27 protein-coding genes are annotated in these 23,278 nt (G+C 71.7%); 15 read left to right on the forward strand and 12 right to left on the reverse strand.

Annotated features, from left to right (window positions below):
* Positions 1-243: 243 nt before the first annotated feature.
* The 6 genes from IFT90_RS03220 to IFT90_RS03245 all read left to right on the forward strand — a co-directional run bounded on the left by IFT90_RS03220 (position 244) and on the right by IFT90_RS03245 (position 9,743).
* Positions 244-2,523 (forward strand): Ig-like domain-containing protein, encoded by a 2,280-nt coding sequence (locus IFT90_RS03220; RefSeq protein ID WP_192040937.1) that lies wholly within the window; start codon positions 244-246, stop codon positions 2,521-2,523.
* Positions 2,524-2,613: 90 nt separating this feature from the next.
* Positions 2,614-4,986, forward strand: a complete 2,373-nt coding sequence (locus tag IFT90_RS03225; RefSeq protein ID WP_192040938.1) for an Ig-like domain-containing protein — start codon at positions 2,614-2,616, stop codon at positions 4,984-4,986.
* A 420-nt stretch (positions 4,987-5,406) separates the two neighbouring features.
* Positions 5,407-6,180, forward strand: coding sequence for a CPBP family intramembrane glutamic endopeptidase (locus IFT90_RS03230; protein ID WP_244644735.1), 774 nt, complete (start codon positions 5,407-5,409; stop codon positions 6,178-6,180).
* Between the two features lie 41 nt (positions 6,181-6,221).
* Positions 6,222-6,851: a hypothetical protein gene (locus IFT90_RS03235; protein ID WP_192040940.1), complete on the forward strand. Its 630-nt coding sequence runs from the start codon at positions 6,222-6,224 to the stop codon at positions 6,849-6,851.
* The gene (locus IFT90_RS03240; protein ID WP_192040941.1) at positions 6,848-8,107 is read left to right on the forward strand and encodes a PrsW family intramembrane metalloprotease; all 1,260 of its coding nucleotides are present in this window, start codon (positions 6,848-6,850) and stop codon (positions 8,105-8,107) included. The genes IFT90_RS03235 and IFT90_RS03240 overlap by 4 nt, the downstream gene beginning before the upstream one ends.
* 142 nt (positions 8,108-8,249) lie before the next feature.
* On the forward strand, positions 8,250-9,743 hold the full coding sequence (locus IFT90_RS03245) for an alkaline phosphatase family protein (protein ID WP_192040942.1): 1,494 nt from the start codon (positions 8,250-8,252) through the stop codon (positions 9,741-9,743).
* A 184-nt stretch (positions 9,744-9,927) separates the two neighbouring features.
* On the opposite strand, the gene IFT90_RS03250 is transcribed toward IFT90_RS03245, so the two are convergent.
* Together IFT90_RS03250 and IFT90_RS03255 are read right to left on the reverse strand one after the other, a co-directional pair.
* Positions 9,928-10,461, reverse strand: a complete 534-nt coding sequence (locus tag IFT90_RS03250) for a GNAT family N-acetyltransferase (protein ID WP_192040943.1) — start codon at positions 10,459-10,461, stop codon at positions 9,928-9,930.
* A gap of 52 nt (positions 10,462-10,513) precedes the next feature.
* Positions 10,514-11,377, reverse strand: a complete 864-nt coding sequence (locus IFT90_RS03255; RefSeq protein ID WP_192040944.1) for an alpha/beta fold hydrolase — start codon at positions 11,375-11,377, stop codon at positions 10,514-10,516.
* Between the two features lie 86 nt (positions 11,378-11,463).
* On the opposite strand from IFT90_RS03255, the gene IFT90_RS03260 reads away from it, so the two are divergent.
* From IFT90_RS03260 to IFT90_RS03270, 4 genes are all read left to right on the forward strand, one after another.
* Complete coding sequence (locus IFT90_RS03260; protein WP_192040945.1) at positions 11,464-11,961, forward strand: CGNR zinc finger domain-containing protein; 498 nt, start codon at positions 11,464-11,466, stop codon at positions 11,959-11,961.
* A 139-nt stretch (positions 11,962-12,100) separates the two neighbouring features.
* Entirely contained in the window at positions 12,101-12,235 is a 135-nt protein-coding gene (locus tag IFT90_RS17255; RefSeq protein ID WP_256413420.1) for a hypothetical protein, read from the forward strand.
* Positions 12,236-12,370: 135 nt separating this feature from the next.
* Complete coding sequence (locus IFT90_RS03265; protein WP_192040946.1) at positions 12,371-13,537, forward strand: RtcB family protein; 1,167 nt, start codon at positions 12,371-12,373, stop codon at positions 13,535-13,537.
* 88 nt (positions 13,538-13,625) lie between these two features.
* Positions 13,626-14,453, forward strand: a complete 828-nt coding sequence (locus tag IFT90_RS03270) for a phosphatase PAP2 family protein (protein WP_192040947.1) — start codon at positions 13,626-13,628, stop codon at positions 14,451-14,453.
* 54 nt (positions 14,454-14,507) lie between these two features.
* On the opposite strand, the gene IFT90_RS03275 is transcribed toward IFT90_RS03270, so the two are convergent.
* Positions 14,508-14,918, reverse strand: a complete 411-nt coding sequence (locus tag IFT90_RS03275) for a RidA family protein (protein ID WP_192040948.1) — start codon at positions 14,916-14,918, stop codon at positions 14,508-14,510.
* Between the two features lie 114 nt (positions 14,919-15,032).
* On the opposite strand from IFT90_RS03275, the gene IFT90_RS03280 reads away from it, so the two are divergent.
* Positions 15,033-15,416 carry a helix-turn-helix domain-containing protein gene (locus tag IFT90_RS03280; RefSeq protein WP_192040949.1) on the forward strand — a complete coding sequence of 128 codons (384 nt, stop codon included), beginning with the start codon at positions 15,033-15,035 and terminating at the stop codon, positions 15,414-15,416.
* A 4-nt stretch (positions 15,417-15,420) separates the two neighbouring features.
* Here the strand turns inward: IFT90_RS03280 and IFT90_RS03285 are convergent, their stop codons facing one another.
* On the reverse strand, positions 15,421-15,852 hold the full coding sequence (locus tag IFT90_RS03285) for a hypothetical protein (RefSeq protein WP_192040950.1): 432 nt from the start codon (positions 15,850-15,852) through the stop codon (positions 15,421-15,423).
* A gap of 251 nt (positions 15,853-16,103) precedes the next feature.
* Between IFT90_RS03285 and IFT90_RS03290 the strand changes: the two genes are divergently transcribed.
* The 4 genes from IFT90_RS03290 (at position 16,104) to IFT90_RS03305 (ending at position 18,058) form a co-directional block, all read left to right on the forward strand.
* Positions 16,104-16,601 (forward strand): pyridoxamine 5'-phosphate oxidase family protein, encoded by a 498-nt coding sequence (locus IFT90_RS03290; RefSeq protein WP_123547924.1) that lies wholly within the window; start codon positions 16,104-16,106, stop codon positions 16,599-16,601.
* A gap of 178 nt (positions 16,602-16,779) precedes the next feature.
* Entirely contained in the window at positions 16,780-17,220 is a 441-nt protein-coding gene (locus IFT90_RS03295) for a CrcB family protein (RefSeq protein WP_192041409.1), read from the forward strand.
* Complete coding sequence (locus IFT90_RS03300) at positions 17,220-17,594, forward strand: CrcB family protein (protein WP_192041410.1); 375 nt, start codon at positions 17,220-17,222, stop codon at positions 17,592-17,594. The genes IFT90_RS03295 and IFT90_RS03300 overlap by 1 nt, the downstream gene beginning before the upstream one ends.
* Positions 17,595-17,656: 62 nt before the next feature.
* Positions 17,657-18,058 carry an arsenate reductase ArsC gene (locus tag IFT90_RS03305; protein ID WP_192040951.1) on the forward strand — a complete coding sequence of 134 codons (402 nt, stop codon included), beginning with the start codon at positions 17,657-17,659 and terminating at the stop codon, positions 18,056-18,058.
* 30 nt (positions 18,059-18,088) lie between these two features.
* Here the strand turns inward: IFT90_RS03305 and IFT90_RS03310 are convergent, their stop codons facing one another.
* The 8 genes from IFT90_RS03310 to IFT90_RS03345 all read right to left on the reverse strand — a co-directional run bounded on the left by IFT90_RS03310 (position 18,089) and on the right by IFT90_RS03345 (position 23,202).
* A complete protein-coding gene (locus IFT90_RS03310; protein ID WP_192040952.1) occupies positions 18,089-18,490 on the reverse strand; it encodes a hypothetical protein in 402 nt (133 codons plus the stop codon).
* A gap of 44 nt (positions 18,491-18,534) precedes the next feature.
* Positions 18,535-19,593, reverse strand: a complete 1,059-nt coding sequence (locus IFT90_RS03315; RefSeq protein WP_192040953.1) for an Asp23/Gls24 family envelope stress response protein — start codon at positions 19,591-19,593, stop codon at positions 18,535-18,537.
* A 207-nt stretch (positions 19,594-19,800) separates the two neighbouring features.
* Entirely contained in the window at positions 19,801-20,406 is a 606-nt protein-coding gene (locus tag IFT90_RS03320) for a hypothetical protein (protein WP_192040954.1), read from the reverse strand.
* Positions 20,403-20,984, reverse strand: coding sequence for a DUF6286 domain-containing protein (locus IFT90_RS03325; RefSeq protein ID WP_192040955.1), 582 nt, complete (start codon positions 20,982-20,984; stop codon positions 20,403-20,405). The genes IFT90_RS03320 and IFT90_RS03325 overlap by 4 nt, the downstream gene beginning before the upstream one ends.
* Positions 20,981-21,334, reverse strand: coding sequence for a hypothetical protein (locus IFT90_RS03330; RefSeq protein WP_123547930.1), 354 nt, complete (start codon positions 21,332-21,334; stop codon positions 20,981-20,983). The genes IFT90_RS03325 and IFT90_RS03330 overlap by 4 nt, the downstream gene beginning before the upstream one ends.
* Complete coding sequence (locus IFT90_RS03335) at positions 21,331-21,519, reverse strand: DUF2273 domain-containing protein (protein ID WP_123547931.1); 189 nt, start codon at positions 21,517-21,519, stop codon at positions 21,331-21,333. Before IFT90_RS03335 ends, IFT90_RS03330 begins: the two co-directional genes overlap by 4 nt.
* Positions 21,519-21,950 carry an Asp23/Gls24 family envelope stress response protein gene (locus tag IFT90_RS03340; protein ID WP_146903457.1) on the reverse strand — a complete coding sequence of 144 codons (432 nt, stop codon included), beginning with the start codon at positions 21,948-21,950 and terminating at the stop codon, positions 21,519-21,521. Before IFT90_RS03340 ends, IFT90_RS03335 begins: the two co-directional genes overlap by 1 nt.
* A 202-nt stretch (positions 21,951-22,152) precedes the next feature.
* Positions 22,153-23,202: a helix-turn-helix domain-containing protein gene (locus IFT90_RS03345; RefSeq protein ID WP_192040956.1), complete on the reverse strand. Its 1,050-nt coding sequence runs from the start codon at positions 23,200-23,202 to the stop codon at positions 22,153-22,155.
* Positions 23,203-23,278: the final 76 nt, after the last annotated feature.

Genomic DNA, 23,278 nt, shown 5'->3' on the forward strand with positions numbered 1-23,278 from the left:
ATCGGGTGAGTACGGGCCGGCGGGGTCACCGCATCGCCCTCGCAGGTGACCCACGGTGCCCGCCGCGGACTGGTTACCCGCGGCGGCCACCGCCCCCCCCGACATGACCACTGCTTCAATCCAGATCACGCACCCAAGGGGAAACACTTGAGCACGACGAGCCAGCGCACATCTCGGAGCAGGACGATCCCACGGCGGCGCCTCCGTGCCCTGGGGGCATCAGTCCTCACCGCCACTATCGCGGTGACCGCGCTGGTCACCGGCACCGCTACCCCCGCGGTGGCAGCGACGACGGTGCTGCCGGTGTCGCTGTACGTGACCACGACTGCCGAGACCGCGTCGGCCGATCAGTCCACCGTGGAACAGAAGGTCCGTGACGAGTTCCAGGGCATGAGCGACTACTGGTTCTCCATGTCCAACGGGCTCGTGCGATTCGAGATCAAGCAACTCGTCTACCGTCCCGGTGAGGGTGTCTGCAAGAACGGCAACCCCCGCATCCGTGACGATGCCCAGGCCGCCACCGGCTGGGGCGGCGGAGGCAGCGGCGAATCGCTGATCATCGCCGTCGCCGAGGGCTGCACCTACGCAGGCAGCGCCACGAACAGCGGGACCTTCCTCGGAGGAGGGCGTGCATACCTCGAGGGGCTCTGGGACGGGAACTGGGCTCACGAGATGGGGCACACCCTGACCTTCGGCCACGCCAACCTCCTCGACTGCCCCGCTGGCGTCGTCGACGGGCGGATCGCGTCCGAGGGCGGCCAGTGCACGTCCCGCGGCTACGGCGACGCGTACGACGTCATGGGTGTCAGCTACCAGACGGTGTACAAGAACTTCTCGACTCCGAACCAGATCCGCGTCGGCATCCTTACCGCCGAGGACTACGTCGACATCGACAGCCCCACCGCCGTCGATCAGACCGTCGTCCTCCAGGCGCGCGAGGCCACTGCCGGAACACGCTCGCTGGAGTTCACCGACCCGTCCACCGGGATCACGTACTGGGCGGAGCTCGCGACCCCGGTCCGCTACGACAACGGCTACGGGGCAGGATCGATCAACTCCGTCGTCGGTGGAGGCACCTACCAGTACACCCGCGGCGTTCGCATCCTCCGCATGCTGGACACGACGCAGACGCTCCTGATCTCCCCGGCCGCCACCACTGCCGGCACCCGCCAGACGTCCTGGCCCGTCGGCTCAGCCTTCGAGACCGACGGCGGTGCCGTGAACCTCGAGGTCGTCGCCCAGACAGCCACCACGGCGACACTCCGCCTGCGGACGACCGTCGCTGACACGGCTGCCCCGGAAGCTCCTGTCGTGACCACCATCACGGCCGGTCGGCTCATCGGGACGGCCGAGCCCGGAGCGACCATCACGGTCGCAGACGCTGCCGGCGCGACCGTCGGATCGGTCGTCGCCGACGCGGACGGCAACTACGACATCTCAGTTGCTCCTCTCCAGGCCGTCGGTGCCCAGCTCGTGGTCACCGCCACCGACGCCGCAGGCAACGCCTCTCCGGCGACCGACGTCACTGTGCCTGCCCCCACGCCCTCCGCTCCCACGGTCGACTCGACCACCGGTGCTGTGGTGAGCGGAACGTCCGAGCCGGATGCCGTCATCACGGTGAACAAGGACGGGGCGACGCTCGGAACGACGACCGCTACCGCCGACGGTTCCTTCACCCTTGCCCTTCCCACCGCTCAGCCGGTCGGAACGGTGCTCCAGGTGACGGCCACCATGGCCGGAGGCACATCACCGACGACCTTCGTCACGGTCACCGCCCCCGCACCTGCTGCTCCAGTGGTCGAGCCCACCAACGGCTCCACCGTCATGGGCACCGCGGTCGCTGGTGCAGGCATCGCTGTCAAGGCCGGCGAGACCCTGGTCGGCTCGGGCATCGCGGACAGCACGGGCCGGTTCGCAGTCCAGCTCGACCCGGCTCAGGCGCCCGGAACAGTCCTGGAGGTGACGGCAGCGGTCGGTGAGGCCAACGTCTCCGCCCCGACGACGGTCACCGTGCAGGCTGCACCGGTCGCGCCCACCGTGCAGGTGGCCAGCGGCAGCATCCAGGCCGGAACGACCCAGACGTTCACCGGCAGCGGCTTCGTCCCAGGAGAGACCGTCCGCGCCAGCATCACGCCGAACGGCGCCGATCTCGGCACTCGGATCGCAGGAGCAGGCGGATCAGTCGGCTTCACGTGGGCAGCCCCGGCCGATGTCGCGGCAGGCACCTACACGGTGACGCTCACAGGCGATGAGTCAGGTGGAGCCCAGACTCAGTTCCTCGTGACGGCAGCCGCCGGAGCGGCCCCGCAGGATCCTGTGACCCCTGGGGCAGGGAACGCGGTGCCGGCAGGGTCCGGTTCTGGTGACGACACCGCGCCGACATCCCCCGGGACGCTCGCCTTCACGGGCGACGATCTGACCGCCCTGTCGCTCGGGTCCGGCATCCCGATCATCGCTGGCGCGCTGCTGCTCCTCGGGCTGTGGTTCCGCCGCCGACGCTCCGCTGCTGAGACGGCCGACTGACCGCCGCGGGCAGGCCCCCGACGGCGGCCGCCGTCCCCGACAGCAAGAACACCGAAGATCGATTCCATCTCCATCCCCGAAAGGGTCGCCATGTCAGCACTCACCACCCATAGACGAGGACGTCTCGGGCGCATGCTCGGTGCCGGTTTACTCGCCTCCGCCCTTGCCGTCACCGGTGCCGTGGTCGCCGAGGCCCCGCCCGCGCACGCAGCCGCCACCGCCGTGCCCGTGTCGATCTACGTCACCACCACCGCCGAGACCGCCTCCGTCGACCAGGCGACGACAGAGCAGAAGGTCCGGGACGAGTTCCAGGGCATGAGCGACTACTGGCTGTCGATGACGAACGGCCTGGTGCAGTTCGAGATCAAGCAGCTCATCTACCGCCCCGGCGAGGGCGTCTGCGGCGACGGCAACCCGAACCTCCGTGGCGACGCGATCGCCGCGACCGGGTGGCCGGGCTCCGGACAGGGGCAGGGGCTGATCATCTCCGTCGCGGAGGGCTGCACCTTCCGGGGCAGCGCCACGAGCGGCGGCCCCTCGATGGTCGGCGGCGGCCGCGCCTACCTCGAAGGCCTCTGGGACGGCGTCTGGGCGCACGAGATGGGCCACACCATGGACTTCGGCCACGCGAACCTCCTCGACTGCCCCGCCGACGTCGTCGACGGCCGCCTCGCCTCCGAGGGCGGAAACTGCGTCTCGAGAGGTTACGAGGACACGTACGACGTCATGGGCGGCAGCTACGAGACGATCTACAAGAACTTCTCGACCCCGAACCAGATCCGCACCGGCATCTTGACCGCCGCGGACTACATCGACGTCGACAGCCCGACGAGTGTGGACCAGACCGTCACGATCCAGGCACGCGAGGCCACCACGGGCGTTCGTTCGCTGCAGTTCACCGACCCCTCCTCGGGCATCACCTACTGGGCGGAGCTCGCGACGCCCACCCGCTACGACACGGGCTACATCGCCGGTTCGAGGACCTCGTCCGTCGGCGGCGACACCTACGCCTCCGTCCGCGGCGTGCGCATCCTCCGCATGGAGGGAACGACCCAGACCCTGCTGATCTCCCCGCAGGGCACCGGCAACGGCACCCGCCCCAACTCCTGGGCTCCCGGATCGACCTTCACCACGGCGACCGGTGCGACCACCCTCGATGTCGTCTCCCGGACCGCCGAGACCGCCACGCTCCGACTGCGGACGACCGTCGCGGACACCGCCGCCCCCGACGCCCCGACCGTCACCTCCGTCACCGGCACCACGGTCGCCGGCACCGCAGAGGCCGAGTCGACCGTCACAGTCCTCGACAGCACCGGCATCGCCATCGGATCTGCCACGGCAGACGCCACCGGGAACTTCACCATCACGCTCACGCCTGCCCAGGCAGGCGGCGCCCCGCTCCGCGTCACCGCTGCCGACGCCGCCGGCAACACCTCGGCCGCCACCGAGATCACGGTCCCGATCCCCGCCCCCGCGGCCCCGACCGTCGACCCCACCACGGGAACGACCGTGACGGGAACGGCTGAGCCCGACTCCACGATCACCGTGACCGCCACCGGCGCCACCCTGGGCACCGCCACGACCGAGGGCACCGGCGCGTTCACCGTCCCGCTGTCTCCCGCCCAGCAGCCCGGAGCAGTCCTCTCGGTCACCGCCACGAACGCCGGCGGCTCGTCCGAGGTCACCTTCGTGACCGTCACGGCACCCACGCCTACGGCGCCGACCGTCGATCCGACCGACGGCACCGTCGTCACCGGGAGCGCAGCGCCGGAGACCGGCATCGCCGTCACCGCTGGAGGCACCCTCGTCGGCTCCGGAACCACGGATGCCACCGGACGGTTCTCCGTCCCGCTCGACCCCGCCCAGGCGCCCGGCACCGTGCTCGAGGTCACCGTGTCGACAGGTGACGGGAACACCTCCGCCGCCACCACGGTCACCGTGTCACGTGCCGCCACCGTCCTCACGTCACGAGTCGAGAACGCCACCGTCCAGGCCGGCCAGACCCAGACCGTCCTCGGTGAGGGCTTCGCCGCAGGCGAGACCGTCACCGCCGTCATGACGTCGGACCCGGTGCAGGTGGGCACCGCGACCGCCGACCAGAACGGTGCCGTCTCGATCACGTGGACCGTGTCCCTCGACGCGACCCCGGGCACGCACACCATCACGCTCACCGGAGTGACGTCCGGCTCGACGGCCGCGCAGTTCACCGTGACGGCAGCACCCGTCGTCGGCGAGGACCCCGGCACCACCCCCGGCACGGGAACGGGTGCCGACCCCGGAAACGGCACCGGCACCGGTACTGACACGAGTGCCGCCAACGGGAGCACGAGAGGTTCGAACCTCGCCTTCACCGGCAGTGACATGGTCGTGTCCGGCATCACGGCGGCCGCGCTCCTCCTGCTGGCAGGGCTCACCCTGATCGCAGTCCGACGCCGACGAGCAGGCCACGACCACGAAGCCTGAACACCGGGACAGCCCACCGCGACGACGACGCATCTACGTCGGCGTCGCGGTGGGCTGTGTCCTCAGCGCCGTCCTCGGAGCCGTCTTCGTCAGGACAGCCCTGGATGCCCTCGACGCCCAGCCGTACGCCGGGGCGACGACTGAGCACGCCTATCTCGTCGTCGCGATCGTCGCCCTCGCCATCTGGTGGGGAGGCACGGCAGCGTGCATCGTTGCAGGGCGCCTGCGCCTGCGACGTTCGGCCCTGATCGGAACGCAGGGGAGCGCCGCGGAGACGGGTCCTCACCCCCCCGACATCAACTTGAATCGTCCCCGAAGCTGATGGTTGACTGAACCTCAACCAAGAGGAGGATCATGGAAGACACTGCTGCACGATCAGGGTGGGCGCGGTTCTGGGAACAGGGTCGATGGTGGAAGGCGTTGATCCTTGCCGTCGGCTACCTCGCCATCTATGAGCCCGCGTCGCTCCTCATGGCCCCGTTCGTGCCGTTCATCGGCGACGCCGGCTCGGCCAGCTACGTCCTCGTCCTCATCGTCGTCCCGGTCCTGATCGGCAGCCTGATCCTGGTCGGCTTCGGTGCCAGCCTGGGCTGGCTGAGAGGCCTGTTCGCGCGGCAGGACGTCCCGGGCCGAGGCTGGATGTGGATCGCCGTCGCCGTCGTGCTGCTCTTCAACGTGCTGCGCTTCGCGAGCATTGACTACGGCGCAGCAGGCTTCGACTGGGTCGCCGCGTGGCTCCTGGCAGGTCTGGTCATCGGCTTCTCGGAGGAAGTGCTGACTCGTGGGTACGTGGTCCGCATCATGCGCTCGGCCGGCCGCTCCGAGATCGCCGTCGGGCTCGTCTCCGCGGCGTTGTTCTCGCTGCTGCACGCGACCAACCTCTTCACCGGTCAGGCGCTGGTCCCCACGATGCTGCAGATGCTCTACACGTTCTTCTTCGGCCTCTGCATGTACCTCGCCCTCCGGGTGACCGGAACGATCATCGCTCCGATCCTGCTGCACGCGAGCACCGACCCGAGCGTCTTCATGCAGGGCACCTACCCGCTGCAGGGCAGCGTGGGTTCCCTGGCCCAGCTCGGCAACATCGTCCTCGTCCTCGTCGGCGTCGTCCTGCTCGTCGTCTTCCTCCTGACCGAACGCCGTGCGGCACATCACCGGCAGCCTGCGCCGGTCGATCGTGGTCACCTCGCCTGACCCGATCTGAGCGAGACCCACCACGAAGAGATCGGACGTCGATGACGAACTCGACCACTGACGGGAGCGTCGACCGCTGGGTGCCGGCCGACCGGCGCTTCGCCGGCATGGACCGGAAGACCCTGCTGCCCGCCGGCATCGTCCTGGCCTCCGCGGCCGTCATGCACTGGGGCATCCCCTGGGTCGACTCCCTGGTGCCCTACGAGGAGACCGTCCCCGCAGGGCAGACGATGACCCTCGGCGCCGGCGTGCAGTTCACGCCCCCGGCCGGCTGGGGCATCAGCCAGGGCATTTTGACCGACGCGCTGCCCGCGGGAGGCAGCTACCCCGACACGGCGGCGGTGTTCACCGGGTCCACCTCGATCTCGGTCACCGCCGACGACTTCTCGGGCACGCCCGAGCAGCTGCTCGAACAGATCCGTGACATCGACCGGGGCAACAGCGCCATGCCCATCAGGGGCGCAGCGAGCTCGCTGACGACCGCGTCGGGCATCCCGGGCGTGATCAGCGAGTTCCAGGACGTCGGCGCGGACGGCGCGATCGCGGCGTTCATCGTCGACGGGGTCGGCATCGAGGTCGTCGTCCGCACGCCGGCGGACACTCCGACGACTCGAGCAGACCTGATCGGCGCGGCACTGTCGAGCATCCAGGCCGTGGAGGTACCCGCATGATCCGCCTGAACTCCTGGCCGCGCCGACGTGCGAACGACGGTTCTCGTGCCGCTGCCGCTGTGTCGGCTGCCGAGCTCGGGCTCCTCCATGACGCACGAGCAGACGTCGTCGCACGATCCGGCTGGGGCGAGCGCTTCACGGTCTACCAGCCTCGCAACGCGGCCTTCTGGGTCTTCTGGGTGCTCGCGCTGGGCGGAGCGTGGCACGCCGCCACCGTGTTCGGCAGTGCCGCGCGTCCCTTCGCCTCCACGGTCCTGATTGACGGCTTCATGCTGGCTCTCTACGCCGCGCTCTGCTGGTGGATCACCCACACGATGGACCGCTACTCGACCTTGCCTGCCGCCCTCGCCGTGCACGCTGTGGTGTGGGGAGGCCTCGCGGCCACGTTCTTCTTCGCCATCCAGGCCAACGACGCAGTCTTGACGTTGTGGGGCAAGAACTTCGGCCAGACCTTCGCCTCCGACTGGGGCGCCGGGCTCACCGCCCCCGTGACCGAGGAGTTCTCCAAGGGCATCGGGCTCGTCCTCCTCATCACGCTCGCCTCACGCGTCGTCCGCACGACCTTCGACGCGTTCATCCTGGGGGCGTTCATCGGGCTCGGCTTCGAGGTCGTCGAGGATCTGCTCTACGTCACCCAGAGTGCTGGCGCGCAGTTCGGGACCGACCCCTTCCGCTCCGCCTTCTTCGTCCTCGTCCTCCGCCTCGTGACCGGCGTCGCGGGGCACCTCGCCTACTCGGCGATCTTCGCCACCGGCTTGTTCCTCCTGATCGGCAGCCCCGCCCGGCGGCGACGAGTCCTGCCCGGTGTCGGTCTGATGCTGCTCGCGATGCTCTTCCACAGCGCGTGGGACAGCGTTGGCGGAATCCTGGGCCCCTTCGTTGACTGGAGCATCGTCCTGGAGCTGGGCATCATGGCTGCCGTCGGTGTCGCCGTCGTCCTGGTCTTCCGGTTCGCGGTGCGGCCGGAGAAGGACGACATGCGGACCGTCCTCGCCCCTGAAGTGGCCACGGGCATCATCACCCGAGAGGAATCCGACGCCGCGTGCAGCACGCGCCACTCCAGGCGGAGGTTCGTTCGACGCGGTGCCACCCGCCAGGAGAGGCGTGCTCGGGGCGCCCTGCTCCGCGCCGTCAGCGACCTTGCACATGCCGTGCCCGATGCGGACGGGACGCGCGCCGACCGCGTCCGGCGCGACCTGGAGCGCATCCGAGGGGGGAGCGGCGAGCTGAGCGCTCCGGGACCGACGGTCCGCTGAGACGGGGCGCCGACGTCGGCGGCTCCGATGTTCACGCACTCTTCACCGCTTGTCGCGCCTCCTTCGCTTGAGTTGTGTACCTATGTGGGTCACGGTGGTCTAGCTGTCTACCTCGCTTGATCACCGACTGAGAAGGGCCCCCATGAGAACACCCCGCAAGGCGACCGTGCTCGCCGCAGGGATCGTCGCCGCCACGCTCGCCGCGACCGCGGTGCCGATCGCGGCCTCCGCCGCCGTCGACACCTCCCGCCACGTCGTCGTCATAGGCGTCGACGGACTCCTGTTCGACAGGATCGCCCCTGCCGCGGCGCCGAACCTCGACGCGATGATCGCGTCCGGGTACTCGAGCAAGACCAGCCTCTACGGCTCGCCCATGTCGAGTACGTTCTCCGGGCCCGGCTGGGCGACGAACCTCAGCGGTGTCTGGCCCGACAAGCACGGGGTCACCAGCAACAGCTGGGCGGGCAGCAGCATCGCCTCCTACCCCGACTTCCTGTCTCGCCTCGAGGCCGCAGACCGTGCCGTGAGCACCTACGCCGCCGTCACCTGGGCTCCGATCGTCGACGGTTCTGCTGGCCCCGCCCTGCTTACCTCGGCCGTCGACCAGCGCTACGCATCCACAGGCGACGTCGACACCGCCGCGAAAGCCGCCTCGTACCTCCGCAGCACCGGGCCCAACGCCTCCTTCATCCACTTCGACGACGTCGACCATGCCGGCCACGACCACGGTGCCGCCTCGCAGGACTACCTCGACGCCGTCTCCGAGGTCGACGGCCTGATCGGGAAACTGCGGACCGCGGTCACGTCCCGCCCCGGCTACGCCTCCGAGTCGTGGTCGTTCATCATCACCTCCGACCACGGCCACACCGACTCTGGCGGACACGGCGGGAACAGCGCTGCCGAGCGTGCGTCGTTCATCATCAAGACCGGCCCCGGCATCACGAAGACCACGCCCGCGATCGCCCCGAAGAACGTCGACATCGCCGCGGACGTCCTCTCGGCCTTCGGCGTGGCCGTGCCGTCCGTCCTCGACGGCCGACCGCTCGCTACAGCGTCGACCGACCCCTTCGACACCCGGGCAGGCAGCCTCCAGGGCCGTGTCGACGAGACGGGCATCCCGGGCGGCACCCTCGGCTGGACGAAGACGTTCCCCTCGGGCTGGACGGTCGACAACTCCGGCATGGGCACGGGAGGCGTCACCGAGTGGCGGGGCTGGTCACTGACCACGGACCCCTTCTGGACCGCCACGGAGACAGGTCAGCAGCGCGAGACGAACGTCCGCGCGCGCGGCGTCTTCGCCGTCGCCGACAGCGATGAGTGGGCCGACAAGAGCAAGTCGGGCACCTTCAACAGCCTCATGACCTCGCAGGCGTACTCGGTCGCAGGCAAGTCGAGTGCGACCGTCTCGTTCGGCTCGCACTACCGGAAGGAGGGCGCGGAGACGGCGTCCGTGCTCGTCTCGTTCGACGGTGGCACCTGGCGCAACGTCACGACGTACACGGCCGACCGCATCGCTGCCGTCGATCGTCACGTGGTGAGCGTTCCCACCGGCGCCTCCTCGATGCGGGTGCGGTTCTCGCTGACGAACGGTGACAACAACTGGTTCTGGGCTGTCGACGACCTGCAGGTGAAGTAGCTCGCGAGCGATCGAGAACCAGGAGGCACCCCCCGGCTCGAGAAGCGGGCCGGACCGGGGCGACTCATCTCGAAGCGGCAGAGGGGCGGGCGGCAGTCGGCGTCTCCCGCCTCTCCTTGCTCGAGCGCTGATCGACACCGACAGCGCCGGTGCGGCCGTGGCGGCTGGAACCAGACGTTCCCGGCTATCGGCTCGGCGAGTCCGGGAGCGTCACGGCGTACTTGAATCCGACATGCGAGTCGACGAAGCCGAGCCTCAGGTAGAAGCGGTGCGCGTCGGTGCGTGCGCCGTCCGAGGTGAGCTGCACCAGCGGCGTGCGGAGCTCGACGGCGGCTTGCTCGACCACCCATCGCATCAGAGCGCTGCCGATGCCGGACGAGCGCTCGGTACTCGCGACGCGGACCGCCTCGACGAGCAGCCGGGTGCTGCCCCGCCGGGCCATGCCGGGGACGACCGTCAGCTGCAGCGTGCCCACGACCACCCCGTCCCGGTCCTCGACGACGACGAGCTCGTTGCTCGGGTCGTCGACGATGCGACCGAGCGCCGAGGCGTACGCGTCCACGTCCTCCTCGCCGGCGACGTCGCCTCGGCCTGCGCTGACCGGGTCGTCGGCCAGCAGCCGCATGACGGCGTGGAGGTCGTCCGGCACGGCTCGTCGGACGAGCACGTCGGCGCCACGGGCCGAGACGACGACGGGGAGGCTCAGGTCGCTGGTCATGGTCCATTCTCCCTGCATGCGCCCGCGGCGGAAGGGGGGCGGTCCGGAGTGCTCAGGCCTGGTCTGCGAGCCAGTCCCTGATCGTGCCGGCGACCTCGTCCAGGTGCGACTCGAGGAGGAAGTGCCCGCCGTCGACGAGCTCCACCCGGGCCGGGGGGGAGTCCTCGAGGAACGCGTTCGCGCCCGCGGCCGCGAAGATCTCGTCGTTGCGTCCCCAGATGGCCAGGACGGGGACGCCGGAGGTGCGGAGCCAGTCGTGCACCGCCGGGTACAGGGCGCGGTTGGTCGCGTAGTCGCGGAAGAGGGCGAGCTGGACGTCGTCCTGTCCGGGGCGGGCGAGGAGCACGAGGTCGTGCTCCCAGGCGTCGGGGTCGACGGTCGTGGGGTCGGGCACGCCGTGGGTGTACTGCCACTCGACGGCCTCCCGCCCGAGCGCGGGGCGGAGCGCGTCGCGGGTCTCGTCGGTCCGCTCGGCGGCGTCGGCCCAGATCCCGTCCCAGAAGCTCGGCACGAAGCCGTCCTCGTAGGCGTTGCCGTTCTGGCTGATGACGCCGGTGATCGCCGCCGGGTCGGCGAGGGCGAGACGCCAGCCGATCGGGGCGCCGTAGTCCTGGACGTAGACCGTGTACCGCTCGATCCCCAACGACGAGAGGAACCGTCCGGTCACGGCGGCGAGGGCCTCGAAGGTGTAGTCGAACTCGTCGGTCGACGGGGCGGACGAGCGACCGAAGCCGAGGTGATCGGGGGCCACCACGCGGTACCGTTCGGCCAGTGCCGGGATGAGGTGCCGGAACATGTGGGAGCTCGACGGGTACCCGTGCAGCAGGAGCAGCACGGGGGCGTCGGCGGGCCCGGCCTCCCGGTAGAACACGTCGTGCCCGTCGACGGAGACGGTGCGGTGGTGGACGGCGACCATGAGTAACCCCTTTGGATTGTTTTACTGGTTAGGTGACGGTAGCATGGGTCAGGTCGTGCCGGACAGGTGCGAGGAGGCGAGGACCGATGCTGACGGACGAAGAGCTGCTGCTGGCCGTGCTCAACAGCGCCCCGGTGGTGGACGGGCACCCGACGGACGACCTCGAGGGCGACCACGGTCGCGAGCTGGCCCGGAGCTGGGGCGGCGTCGGCTCGGTCGACGAGGCCGCTCAGCTCCGCCGGGCTCGAGGAGCCCTCCAGGCCGTGATCCGCGGGGCCGGGCCGGAGGCGGTCGACGAGCTCGCGCGCGTGGTCGAGGGGGCGGTGCGCACGCCTCGCGTCACGTCCGAGGGCGTGGCCTGGGACCTCGTCGCGGCGGACGACGACCGCCTCGCGACCACGGCCGTCCTGGCGTGGTCACGCGTCGCCGAGAAGTTCCCGGGTCGCGTCCGCGCCTGCGCGAACGACGAGTGCAACCTCTTCCTCGTCGATCACAGCCGCCCCGGCACCGCGAAGTGGTGCTCCATGGCGACCTGCGGCAACAGGATGAAGGCCCGAGCGCACGCCGGTCGTCTCCGGGCCTGACAGGGGCGCTCATCTGGTCCGCGACACGCCCGGGATGTGGACAGCGACACGCCCGGGCTGTACTGTCGCCTCTCGTGCCGACAGTCGGCGCGCCCGTCGCCTCGTCGACGTCCAGCACCCCGAGAGAGAGGACCGCACCGTGTCGAACCGCACCATGACCGACATCCGTGCACCGCGCCTCCTCGACGGTCGTGACCCTGCCTGGTATCTCGCGCAGCACACACTGCCCGAGCAGCAGCAGAGCACCGTGCTCGAACTCGACACCCTCTCGTAGGCCGCCCGCGTCACCCGACGCCCCGCGCCCACGAGGGCCGGGGCGCATCTCTCGCATCCACCGACACTGCAGGGTCGGCGTGCGTCCGTCCGCCCCGGACGACGACACCCCACCCCACAGAGGACCGAGAGGACCATGGAGAAGATCACTGCCCGGCTGTTCAGCTGGGCCAGCCTGCTCGAGGAGAAGACCGAGCAGCAGGCCAGGACGACGTCGACGATGCCGTTCATCTACCCGCACCTCGCGCTGATGCCCGACGCCCACCTGGGCCTCGGCGCCACCGTCGGGTCGGTGATCCCGACGCTCGGCGCCGTGATGCCGGCCGCCGTCGGCGTCGACATCGGCTGCGGCATGATCGCCGTGCGCACGCAGTTCACGGCGGCCGACCTGCCGACCGACCGCAAGCCGCTGCGCGAGCAGATCGAGCGGGCCGTGCCGACCTCGGCCGGCGCCTACAACCGCAAGGTCGTCGCGACCGCCGAGCCGCGCGTCGCCGAGCTCGAGGCGCTGGCGGCCGAGGCCGGCTTCGACCCGGCCTCGTACGCCCGTACCTGGCAGCTGCAGCTCGGCACGCTGGGCAGCGGGAACCACTTCATCGAGGTCAGCCTCGACGAGACGGACGCGGTCTGGCTGTTCCTGCACTCGGGCAGCCGGGGCGTCGGCAACAAGATCGCCCAGGCGCACATCAAGGTCGCCCAGGCGGCCATGAAGCGCTGGTGGATCACGCTGCCCGACCCTGACCTCGCCTACCTCGTCGAGGGCACGGCCGAGTTCGACCGGTACATCGCCGAGCTCGGCTGGGCACAGCGCTTCGCCCTGCTCAACCGCGAGGAGATGATGGACCGGGTCGTCCGCCAGTTCGCCGACTGGGTCGGCTCGCCCGTGGAGGAGCAGGAGCGGATCAACTGCCACCACAACTTCACGCAGCGCGAGCGGCACTTCGGCAAGGACGTGTGGCTCAGCCGCAAGGGCGCCATCTCGGCGAGGGCGGGGCAGGCCGGGCTGATCCCCGGCAGCATGGGCACCGCCTCCTACGTGGTCGAGGGCAAGGGGAACCCCGTCGCCCTCGAGTCGTCGCCGCACGGCGCCGGCCGGGCGTACTCGCGGAGCGCGGCCCGCAAGGCGTTCACGCACGACCAGCTCCGCACCGCCATGGAGGGCATCGAGTACCGCGACACCGACGCGTTCCTCGACGAGATCCCCGCGGCGTACAAGCCGATCGACCAGGTGATGGCCGACGCGGCGGAGCTCGTGACGATCCGGCACACGCTGCGCCAGATCGTCAACGTGAAGGGCGACTAGCAGGGCACCGAGGAGGTGCGGGCCGGGTCATCGGGACCCGGTCCGCACCTCCCGGCGGCACTGCGGCCCCGAGGGCCAGACTGGGGCGATGACCCGTTCCACGAACTCGGCCCCCGCCCGTCCGACCGCAGCCGGGAGCTCCCGTGCGGACCGGCGGATCGGGCAGCGCGACCTCACCGAGTGGCGCACCCCGGCGGGGCGGCGGCTCGCGTCGCAGCACCGCGAGATCGCCAAGCGCGTCGGCGCCCGCCGGGCGCTCGTCGGCACGCTCGCCGTGGGCGGGAGCGTCCTCGCCGCGGCGACCGTGGGGGCCGCCTACATCTACGACGGCGTCACCGACCGCGACGGCATCGGCCGCCTCGACCGGCCGGCGCTCGAGAAGGCGAAGGCCCTGCGCTCGCCCGTCGTCAACGGCGCGGCCGCGACCATCGCCCACGTCTTCGGCCCGATCGCCATGCCGCTGCTCACCGTCAGCGCGGCGGTGGCCTTCGGCGTGCGCGACCGGCGGGCCAACCCCGTGACGCTGATCGTGGCCGCGGGCGCCGGGTCGCTCGCCATGACGCTGATCGGCAAGAAGCTGATCGCGCGCAACCGGCCGCCCCGGCACGAGGCGATCCCGCCCTTCGAGAAGTCGCCCTCGTTCCCGTCGGGCCACACGCTCAACACGACGACGATCCTCGGCGTGCTCGCCTACCTCGTCGCCCTGCGGCAGGAGAGGAACGGCCCGCAGGTGGCCGTCATCGGCGGGGCCGCCGCCGCTGCGGTCACCGTCGGCCTCTCGCGGGTGCTGCTCGGCGCGCACTGGTTCACCGACGTCGCCGTCGGCTGGGTGACCGGCACCGGCTGGCTCTCGCTCATCATCACGAGCCACCGCCTCTACCTCAGCGCCCAGGACGACGCCGAGATCGCCGAGTAGGCGACTCGGCCCACCCCAGTCCGGCCTCGAGTCGTCGAGCGGGACTCCCTCGCCTCAGTCGAGGATCGCGTACGCCTCGAGCTCGACCAGGACGTCGGGCTCGAAGAGGAAGTCGACGCCGATCGCCGACACCGGGGGCAGGGGAGTCGGCAGGTCGAGCTCGTCGGCGACCAGCGCGATGCCGGCCGTGAAGTCGGCGAACATCTCGGGCGTCGAGCCGGTGAGGAAGAAGCGGAGCCGGACAACGTCCGAGAAGTCGGCACCGGCGGCCGCGAGCCCGCGGTGCGCGTTGCGGAGCACCTGGGCCACCTGCTGCGCGAGGTCGCCGGGGAACAGGCGGCGGCCCTCGCCGTCGCGCGCGATCTGGCCCGCGACGTGCACGTGCCGGGAGCCGGACGCGATGGAGACGTGGTCGTAGGGGACGGGCTGGAACATGCCCTCCGGGCTCAGGGTCTGGACGGTCATCTCAGGGCTTCCTCTCGTGGCACGACGCGGCAGGGCGACGCCGTTCGTCGCGGGTCGTCGTGGTTCCCTCTGTCTACCTGGTGCACGAGAGGCACCTCAACGAGACTAGGTGGCATGGACGACACCACCTCCCTGCCCGGCCCCGAGCTGCTGCACGTCGACGCCCCGCACCGCGAGCTGCTCGACGAGCTGCTCGACAAGTGGTCGCTGCAGGTGCTCGACCAGCTCTGCGAACGGCCGCTCCGCTTCAACGAGCTGCGCCGGGTCGTGCCCGCGGTCGGCCAGAAGTCGCTGACGGCCACGCTCCGCCGGCTCGAGCGCAACGGGATGGTCGAGCGCGTCGTGCTGCAGACGCGGCCGATCGCCGTCGAGTACCGCATCGCCCCGATCGGCGACTCCCTCAACGAGCTCGTCGACGCCCTGCTGACCTGGACGAGCCGGAACCTGCCCGAGGTCGAGCGCGCCCGCGCCCGCTACGACGCCGAGACGGACGCCTAGTCGCCTAGAAGACCGCGGTGACGGCCAGGGCCAGCACCGCCACCAGGGCGATCGCCGCGACGACCCGCGAGGTGCCCATGACGAGGCGACGGCGTCGTCCGGGGACCCAGTCGTCGTCGTCCGCGTCGCGCAGCTCGGGCGGAAGCTCGGCCTCGCGCAGCCGGGCGGCACGCTCCCGGCGCTGCCGCTCGGCGGCCTCGAGCTCTCGCTGCCGCAGCGCCTCGACCTCGCGGTCGTGCTCGAGGTAGAGCTCGAGCTCGCGGTGCCGCTCCTCCGACCAGGCGTCCAGGTCGGACGCAGGAGGCGCCTCCTGGGCGACCGCGTCGGTCACCGGGCGTTCCCGCCCCGCCTCGTGCGCCTCCTCGGCCGGTCCCGTCGCCGGACCGCCCTCGGGCAGGTCGGCAGGCAGGTCGTCGGGGTGACCGTCGTGTCGCATGGGAGTCCTTCGCGCCGGGGACGTGCGGGGAGCAGCGTGCACGGACAGCGTACGTCGCGGCTGCTCCGCACGGGAGCCGGGGCGGCGGGCGGTGCCCGACAGGCTGCTGGGACACGCACCCGGCTGGGAACGGTCTCCGAGGTCCCGCGTCGGGAGCCGTGCATCCGGGGCGCCCGGGGGAGCAGTGTGGGCGGAGCACCACCCCCGCTCGACTCGTGTCGGCCCAGGCCGACGGACGGAAGGAGCCACTCGTGGCCGACAGCACCAGCACCACCCATCACGACGACGTCGCCAAGCTCGCGAAGCTGCTCGGCGACTTCGACTTCGCGATGCTCACCACCATCGACGAGAAGGGGGCCCTCGTCGGGCACCCGATGACCCTGCAGGAGACGGAGTTCGACGGCGACCTCTGGTTCATCGTCGGCCTCGGCTCGACGGCCGTCGCGCACCTCCAGCGCAAGGACACCGTCGGCGTCACCCTCAGCGCCCGCGACTCGTGGGTCTCGCTCGCCGGCACCGCAGCCGTCGTCGACGACCACGCGAAGCTCGAGCAGCTGTGGAACAGCCGCGTCGAGGCGTGGTTCCCCGAGGGCCCGTCCGACCCGACCGTCGGACTCGTCAAGTTCTCCGCCGACAGCGCCGAGTACTGGGACAGCCCCGGCGGCAAGGTCGCCTCGGCCCTCTCGTTCGTCAAGTCGAAGGTGACCGGCGACGCGCTGGACGCCGACAACCAGAAGATCGAGCTCTAGGCGCACCCCTCGCTCGTGCAGGGCCCCGGGTCGTCGCCGACCCGGGGCCCTCGTGCGTGGTTGACTGCCGAGGTGCCGCGCCCGTCGGCACGGGACCGGGGAGGCGCACGTGACCGCACCGCCGCTCGCCGACCCCGGGGACGGCGACCTGCGAGCCGAGGAGGCGTCGGTCCGGCCGGTGCACCTGCGCTGGCGGTCGCTCGGCCTGGTCGTCGTCGGAGGGACCCTCGGCACCGGGGCCCGAGAGGCACTGGCCCTGACCTTCCCTGCGGCGCCCGGCACGCTGCCCGTCACGATCGCCGTGATCAACGTCGTGGGCTCGTTCGCCCTCGGCCTGCTGCTCGAGTCGCTGCTGCGTCGCGGGCCCGACCGCGGACGCCGCCGCGACCTCCGCCTGTTCGTCGGCACGGGCGTGCTCGGCGGCTTCACGACGTACAGCGCGCTCGCCGTCGACACGGGGCTGCTGCTCGACGGGCACGCCGGCGTCGCCCTCGCGTACGCGCTCGGGTCGGTCGTGGCCGGGGCGCTCGCCGCGGCCGGCGGCATCTCGCTCGGAGCCGCGCTCGCCCGCGGTCGAGACCGCTCCCGTGAGCGCCCGGACCGGCGGCACGACTCGTGATCGCCCCCTGGCTGTTCGTGGCCGTGGCACTCGCCGGCGGAGTCGGCGCCGCGCTGCGGCTCGTCGTCGACGGGGTCGTCCGTGCGGCTGTGTCGACTCGCCTGCCGCTCGCCACGGCGGTGATCAACGTGGGGGGCTCGTTCGTGCTCGGCCTGCTCACCGGGCTCGCCGCCTCCTCGGCTCTCGCACCAGAGTTGCTGCTCGTGCTCGGCGGCGGCCTGATGGGCGGCTACACGACCTTCAGCACGGCCAGCGTCGAGACCGTTCGGCTGCTCGCCGAGCGCCGGTGGGGGCCGGGTGTCGCGTACGGGCTCGGCGTGCTCGTGCTGGCCGTCGGGGCCGGCGTTCTCGGCGTCCTGCTCGGCTCGGCCTGAGGCGGCGCGCGCGCTCGCCCCGCCCTCAGGAACGGGAGAGCGACGTCGGCCAGGATGACCGCATGAGCCCGAAGCCCGTCGTCCTGTTCGTCTGCGTCCACAACGCGGGGAGGTCGCAGATGGCCGCCGGCTTCATGCGGTCGCTCTCGGACGGCACCGTCGAGGTGCGGTCGGGCGGCAGCGAGCCCGGCGAGAGCATCAACCCGGTCGCCGTGCAGGCGATGGCCGAGGTCGGCATCGACATCTCGACGGCGGTGCCGCAGCTGATGACGACCGAGCAGGTCCACGCCTCCGACGCCGTCGTGACGATGGGCTGTGGCGACGTCTGCCCGATCTTCCCCGGCAAGCGCTACGAAGACTGGGAGCTCGCCGACCCGGCCGGCCAGGGCATCGACGCCGTCCGGCCCATCCGCGACGACATCCGCGGCCGCGTAGAGCGGCTGCTCGCCGAGCTGCAGAGCTGAGTCAGCCGCGGACCACGTCGAGGGCGGGAGTCAGCTGAAGCGCTGGAGGAGCTCCTGGATGAACGGGCCGACGTCGCGTGCCTGGTCGACGCCCGCCAGCGCGGTCGCGAGCAGCGGCCAGAGCGACACGAGCAGCGTCGAGATCACGGCGGCGACGCCGAGCACCCACGCGAGCGCCCCGTTGCGGACCACGAGGACCAGCGCCAGCAGCACGACCGCGAGCAGGTAGCCGATCACGGCGGCCGCGGCGATCGAGCCGACCGGCACGTCGAGTGCACCTGCTGTGCCGCCGTCGGCGGCCCCGATGAGACCGAGGACGGGCACGAAGACGCCCACCACGATCAGGAAGCAGAGCACCGCGGAGGTGACGAGCGCTGCCCAGACGGCACGGGGCCGGGCCCGTCGGGTGGACATGGTCGTGCGTCCGAACATCGTCGTCGCCTCTCGCGGTCAGGTGGTGGTGGAGGTGGTGCGGGTCAGCGGGCGGAGGTGCCCTGGTCGTCCGCGTCGCCGTCGCGGCGAGCGTCGTCCGCCGTGTCGACGACGACGGTGGTGTCGCCGTCCTCGACGGTGACCGTCACGGTCGTGCCGTCGGGCACGTCGGTGACGACGTCGTCGGAGTCCGCCGAGGAGGCGCGGGTGGACGAGGAGGCGTCGCTCGCGGTCTCGGCACGGTCGCGGTCCTGGTCGTCGCCGGCCCGGTCGGAGGCATCCGAGAGCGAGTCGAGGGCGTCGGCGGCGCGGGTGCGGGCAGCGTCCAGCAGGTCGCCGGCGGCGTCCTTCGCGTCGGAGGCGGCGCCTCCTGCGCTCGCTGCGGCGTCGTCGCCGCGACGGCTCGCCTCGTCGCGGAGGTCGCGGGCCTGGTCGCCCAGCTCGTCGGCCTTGCGGCTCGCCTGCTGCCCCAGCTCGTCGGCCTTGTCGGACGCGGCCTCGCGGACCTCGTCGGCCTTGTCGGCGACCTGCGCGGCCTTCTCCTGGATCGTGTCGGAGGCCTTGTCGGCACCCTCCTTCAGGGCGTCGCCCACCTGGCCGGCACGGTCGGCGACGGTGTCGCGGACCTGAGCGGCCTTGGCCTTCGCCGAGTCGCGGGCGTCGGCGAGGGCGGCCTTGCGCTTCTCGGCGGCGGCCTGGCGACGCGCCTCGTCGGCCTCGTCGAAGGGGCCGTGCACGTCGGTGACGGCCACGTCGACCGTGACGGCCTCGTCGCCGACCTGTCCGACGGCGTGCTGCACGGCGGTGCGGACGTGGTCGGCGACGTCGGTCACCTTCGCGGGGTACTCGGCGACGACCGACACCTCGACCAGCAGGCCGGCGTCGGTGGTGCTCGTGCGGATGCCGGGGGTGGAGGTGGCGCCGACGGCGGTGCGGAGGGCACCGGCGACGCGGGCGGCCGTGGTGCCCAGCTTGTGCACGCCGGTGGTGCCGAGGGCGGTCACGGCGATCATGCGGTGCAGGGCCTGCTCGGGCGTCTCCGCCTCGGCGGGGCCTGCGTCGTCGAGGTCGATGGGGGTCACGTGGTGCGCGGAGTCGGTCACGAGGGCCGTCCTTCCTGGAGGGTGCGGACCGGGGGGGTCCGGAGTCTGGGGGGAGCGCCGGTGGCTGCTCCCGGGCGTCGAGGTCGACGTGGTGGCCGAGGTCGGCCTGGCGGTCGAGGTCGACGCGGGCGTCCCGGGCGGGACGCGGACGGCCCCCGCCCTCGTGCGAGAGCGAGGGCCGTCCGGGGTGGTGCGGGTGGAGCGGCGTCAGTCGAGGCGCGTGGCCGACGACATCTGCGTGCGGAGGCCGCCGTTGATCTGCACGACCACCGGGGTCACCGTGCCGAGCAGCTCGTCCCAGCGGACGACCGCCTCGTCGACGGCGCGACGCAGGTCGACCGGCGAGGCGCCGCGGCGGGCGTCCACGGTCACGCGGAGGACGTTCTCGCCCTTGACGCGGAACGCGACGACGTCGGCGGCGAGCACGCCCGGCGTGTTCGACAGGGCCTCCTCGAGCACGTTCGCCGCGACCTTGGCGTCCACGACCACGTGGCCGCCGGTCGGCGAGTGGCTGTCGTCCGACTCGGAGAGGTCGATCAGCGTGCTCGTGCGGCCGCCGCCCTGACGGACGATGAACGCGACGAGCAGGACGATCAGCACGGCGCACACGGCGGCCGTGACCCAGAGGATCCAGACCTGGCCGCCCGAGAGCGCGTCCGTGACCTGGCCGGTCGCGTCGGACGCACCGTCCGAGACCGTCTGCTGCACGTCGGGCCACAGGGCGCCCACCGCGACGGCTGCGCCGGCGAGGAGGAGCACGAGGCCCACGAGGAACACGACGAAGCGGTTGAGACCGCGGTTGGTGTCGTTCATCGGCCGACCTTGCCCTTCTTCTTGGACAGCTTCACGCGGGGGCGGAGCGCCGGGGTGTAGTCGTACCCGGAGATCTCGTCGCGGACCGCCTCCTCGATGCTGCGGAGGTCGGCGGTGCGTCCCGTGACGGGGTCGATCTCGACCAGCGCGACCTTCTTGCCGACGCTGACGTTCACCCGGTCGGGGTGGACGTCGCCGGCGAAGCTGGCGGTGCGGGCGAGCGAGCGGGCGATGACCCGGTCGTCGACGACGGCTGCGGTGCGGTCGGCACCGGCGGCACGGCGGCCACGGCGACCGGGGGCGAGCGACACGACGATCAGCACGAGGCCGATGATCGCGACGACGACGCCGATCGCGGTGAGGGCGCCGACGGGGGCGCCAGCTGCTCCGAGGACGGCCGAGGCGGCGTCGGCGGGGGCGACCAGGAGGGGCGCGGTCCCGACGGCGGCCAGGACGGACTCGGTGCCGATCCAGGCGAACACCAGGATGAGCAGCACGGCGAGGGTCACGGCGATGCCGGACCTCGACGAGTGCGTCTCCCGGCGGAGGATGCGGCGGTAGGTGGTGCTGGTGCTCATGAGACCCGCCTCCTCTGGCTGAGCTCGGCGCCGGTGATCTGCAGGTCGACGCGTTCTACCTCGGTGCCGGTGAGCTGGCGGACCCGCTCCCGGATGGTGGTCTGGGCCGACGTGAGCCGGTCCAGCAGGGTGCCCGACGCGCGGTTCGGCAGGCCGAGCGGCGTGATGCGCACGGGTGCCTTGGCGACGAGGGTGAGCCCGCCGTCACGGTCGGTCAGCTCCACGGACACGTCGGACGACTTGGCGTCCAGTGCCTCCGCGGTGACGGCCGACACCACACGGCGCACGGCGCGCGACGTGATCACGGTGCGGCCGTGGGAGGCCTGGTCGGCCGTCACCGCCGCGGTCACGAGGACCGCCGCCCGCGGAGGGCGTCCGCGACACCGCGGACGTCCAGCTTGCCCTCGGTGAAGCGACCGACGAAGTAGCCGATCACGATCGCGAGGGCGACCAGGAGGAGGCCTCCGAAGCCGAACTGCAGGGCCGCCAGCGCGAGGACCGCGCCGACGAGCATGCCTCTGTTGGTCGCGGTCATCACTGGACGCGGCTGTCGTTGTTGTCGTCGTTGTCGTCCTCGGAGGGGATGTACACGTCGGAGACGGTGACGTTGACCTCGGTGACCTCCATGCCGACGACCTGCGAGATGGCGTCGGTGACGGACGAGCGGACCTCGTCGGCGACCTGCTGGAGGTCGACGGGGTACTCGGCGACGATCACGATGTCGGCAGCGACCTGCTTCTCGCCGACCTCGACCGAGACGCCCTGGCCGCGGTCCTGCTGGTTGATGGCGTTGCGGATCGCGCCGATGGCACGGGCGGCGCCGTTGCCCAGGTCGTGCACGCCGGGGACCTGGCGGGCGGCGATGCCGGCGACCTTCGAGACGACGCCGTCGGCGATCGTGTTCTTGCCCGCGGCGTCGGAGGTGTGCTTCGCGACGGAGTTGGTGGCGGGGGCGACGTTGGTCATGTGGTGCTCCTCAGTTCGTGGTGTGCATGGGTCGTTAGTGGTGGACGACCGGGTGGTCGTCCGGGGCCCCGGTGTGGGACTCATCATTGAGACGCATCGAGGGCTGGGGGTGTCACGGTCGTTCAGCTTGCTCTCAGCATCCGGGGAGGCGGCGCTCGTTTTCTGGACGAGCTGTCGCCGCTTCCCTGGTTCGTGGGAGGCCCTAGCGGGCCAGGGTGTCGCGGGGGTACTCGCCGAAGCGGGCGAGGTAGGCCGCCGAGAAGCGGCCGAGGTTCCCGAAGCCCCAGCGACGGGCGACCTCGGAGACGAGCGCCTCCCGAGGGGACGCGTCGAGCAGCTCCCGGTGGGCGCGGTCGAGCCGCACCTGCCGGAGGTAGCTGGTCGGCGACATCCCGAGGTGCGTGCTCATGGCCTGCTGCAGCGTCCGCGTGTGCATGCCGACGGCGTTCGCGACGTCGGCCGGCGTGATGGCCTGGTCGGCGTACGCGTGGACGTACTCGGCGGCCTCCCGCAGCCGTGCGGTGCGCGGCGTGCGGATGCTGCGCGGCACGTCGACGGCGCGCCACGGGAACAGGTCGAGCATCGCCCGCGCGAACGTGAGCTGCCCCTCGAGTCGGGTCAGCGGAGGGACGTCCTCGTCGACGACGGCCGCCGTGGCCCCCGAGACGCTGGTCCGCCAGGCCGTGAGGGCCTCGGCCGACAGCGTGGGCCCGGGCTGGAAGAGGACGCGCTGCGGCGGGCCGCCGTGCCGCTCGGTCGCGACCTGCTCGAGGAACTCGGCCGAGGCGTGCACCAGCGAGTTGCGGTGCGGCGTCAGCGTGAACGAGAACGACGTCTCGGCCGGCAGCAGGAACGGCTCGCCGCCGATGCTCGCGAACGAGCCGCCACGGCTGGCGAGGGTGCCGCTGCCGTGCCGGAACCACGACATGACGTACTCGGTCGACCAGGGCACCTCGCCCTGGAGGTGGCCGGTGATCGTCGAGGTGCGGAGGCTCAGCCGGTCGTCGCCCGCCGACGCGTAGCGCCAGCGGAACGACTCGGTGCTGGTGCGGACCCGGAAGCGGCGACCGCCGTAGAGCTCCTCGAGCCGGGCCGCGGCCTCGCCGAGGTCGTCGCCGCCGTCCTCGGAGCGGACGTGGCGGCGGGGGGAGTCGTCGTGGGCGGCGGTGGTCGCCCGGTCGGCGGTGGTGGGGGCGTCGGCGTCGGTGGTGGGTCGCGCCGTGGTGACGGGTCCTGTGCTCGTCGTGGTCATGCGTGGTCCTCTCGGTGCTCTGCCCTGCTGCGCGCGCCTCCTGGTGAGCGGCTCGTGCACCTTCAAGACGTCCGCC

Origin of the sequence: Frigoribacterium sp. CFBP 8766 (assembly GCF_014841435.1) — a bacterium.
Classification (GTDB): domain Bacteria; phylum Actinomycetota; class Actinomycetes; order Actinomycetales; family Microbacteriaceae; genus Frigoribacterium.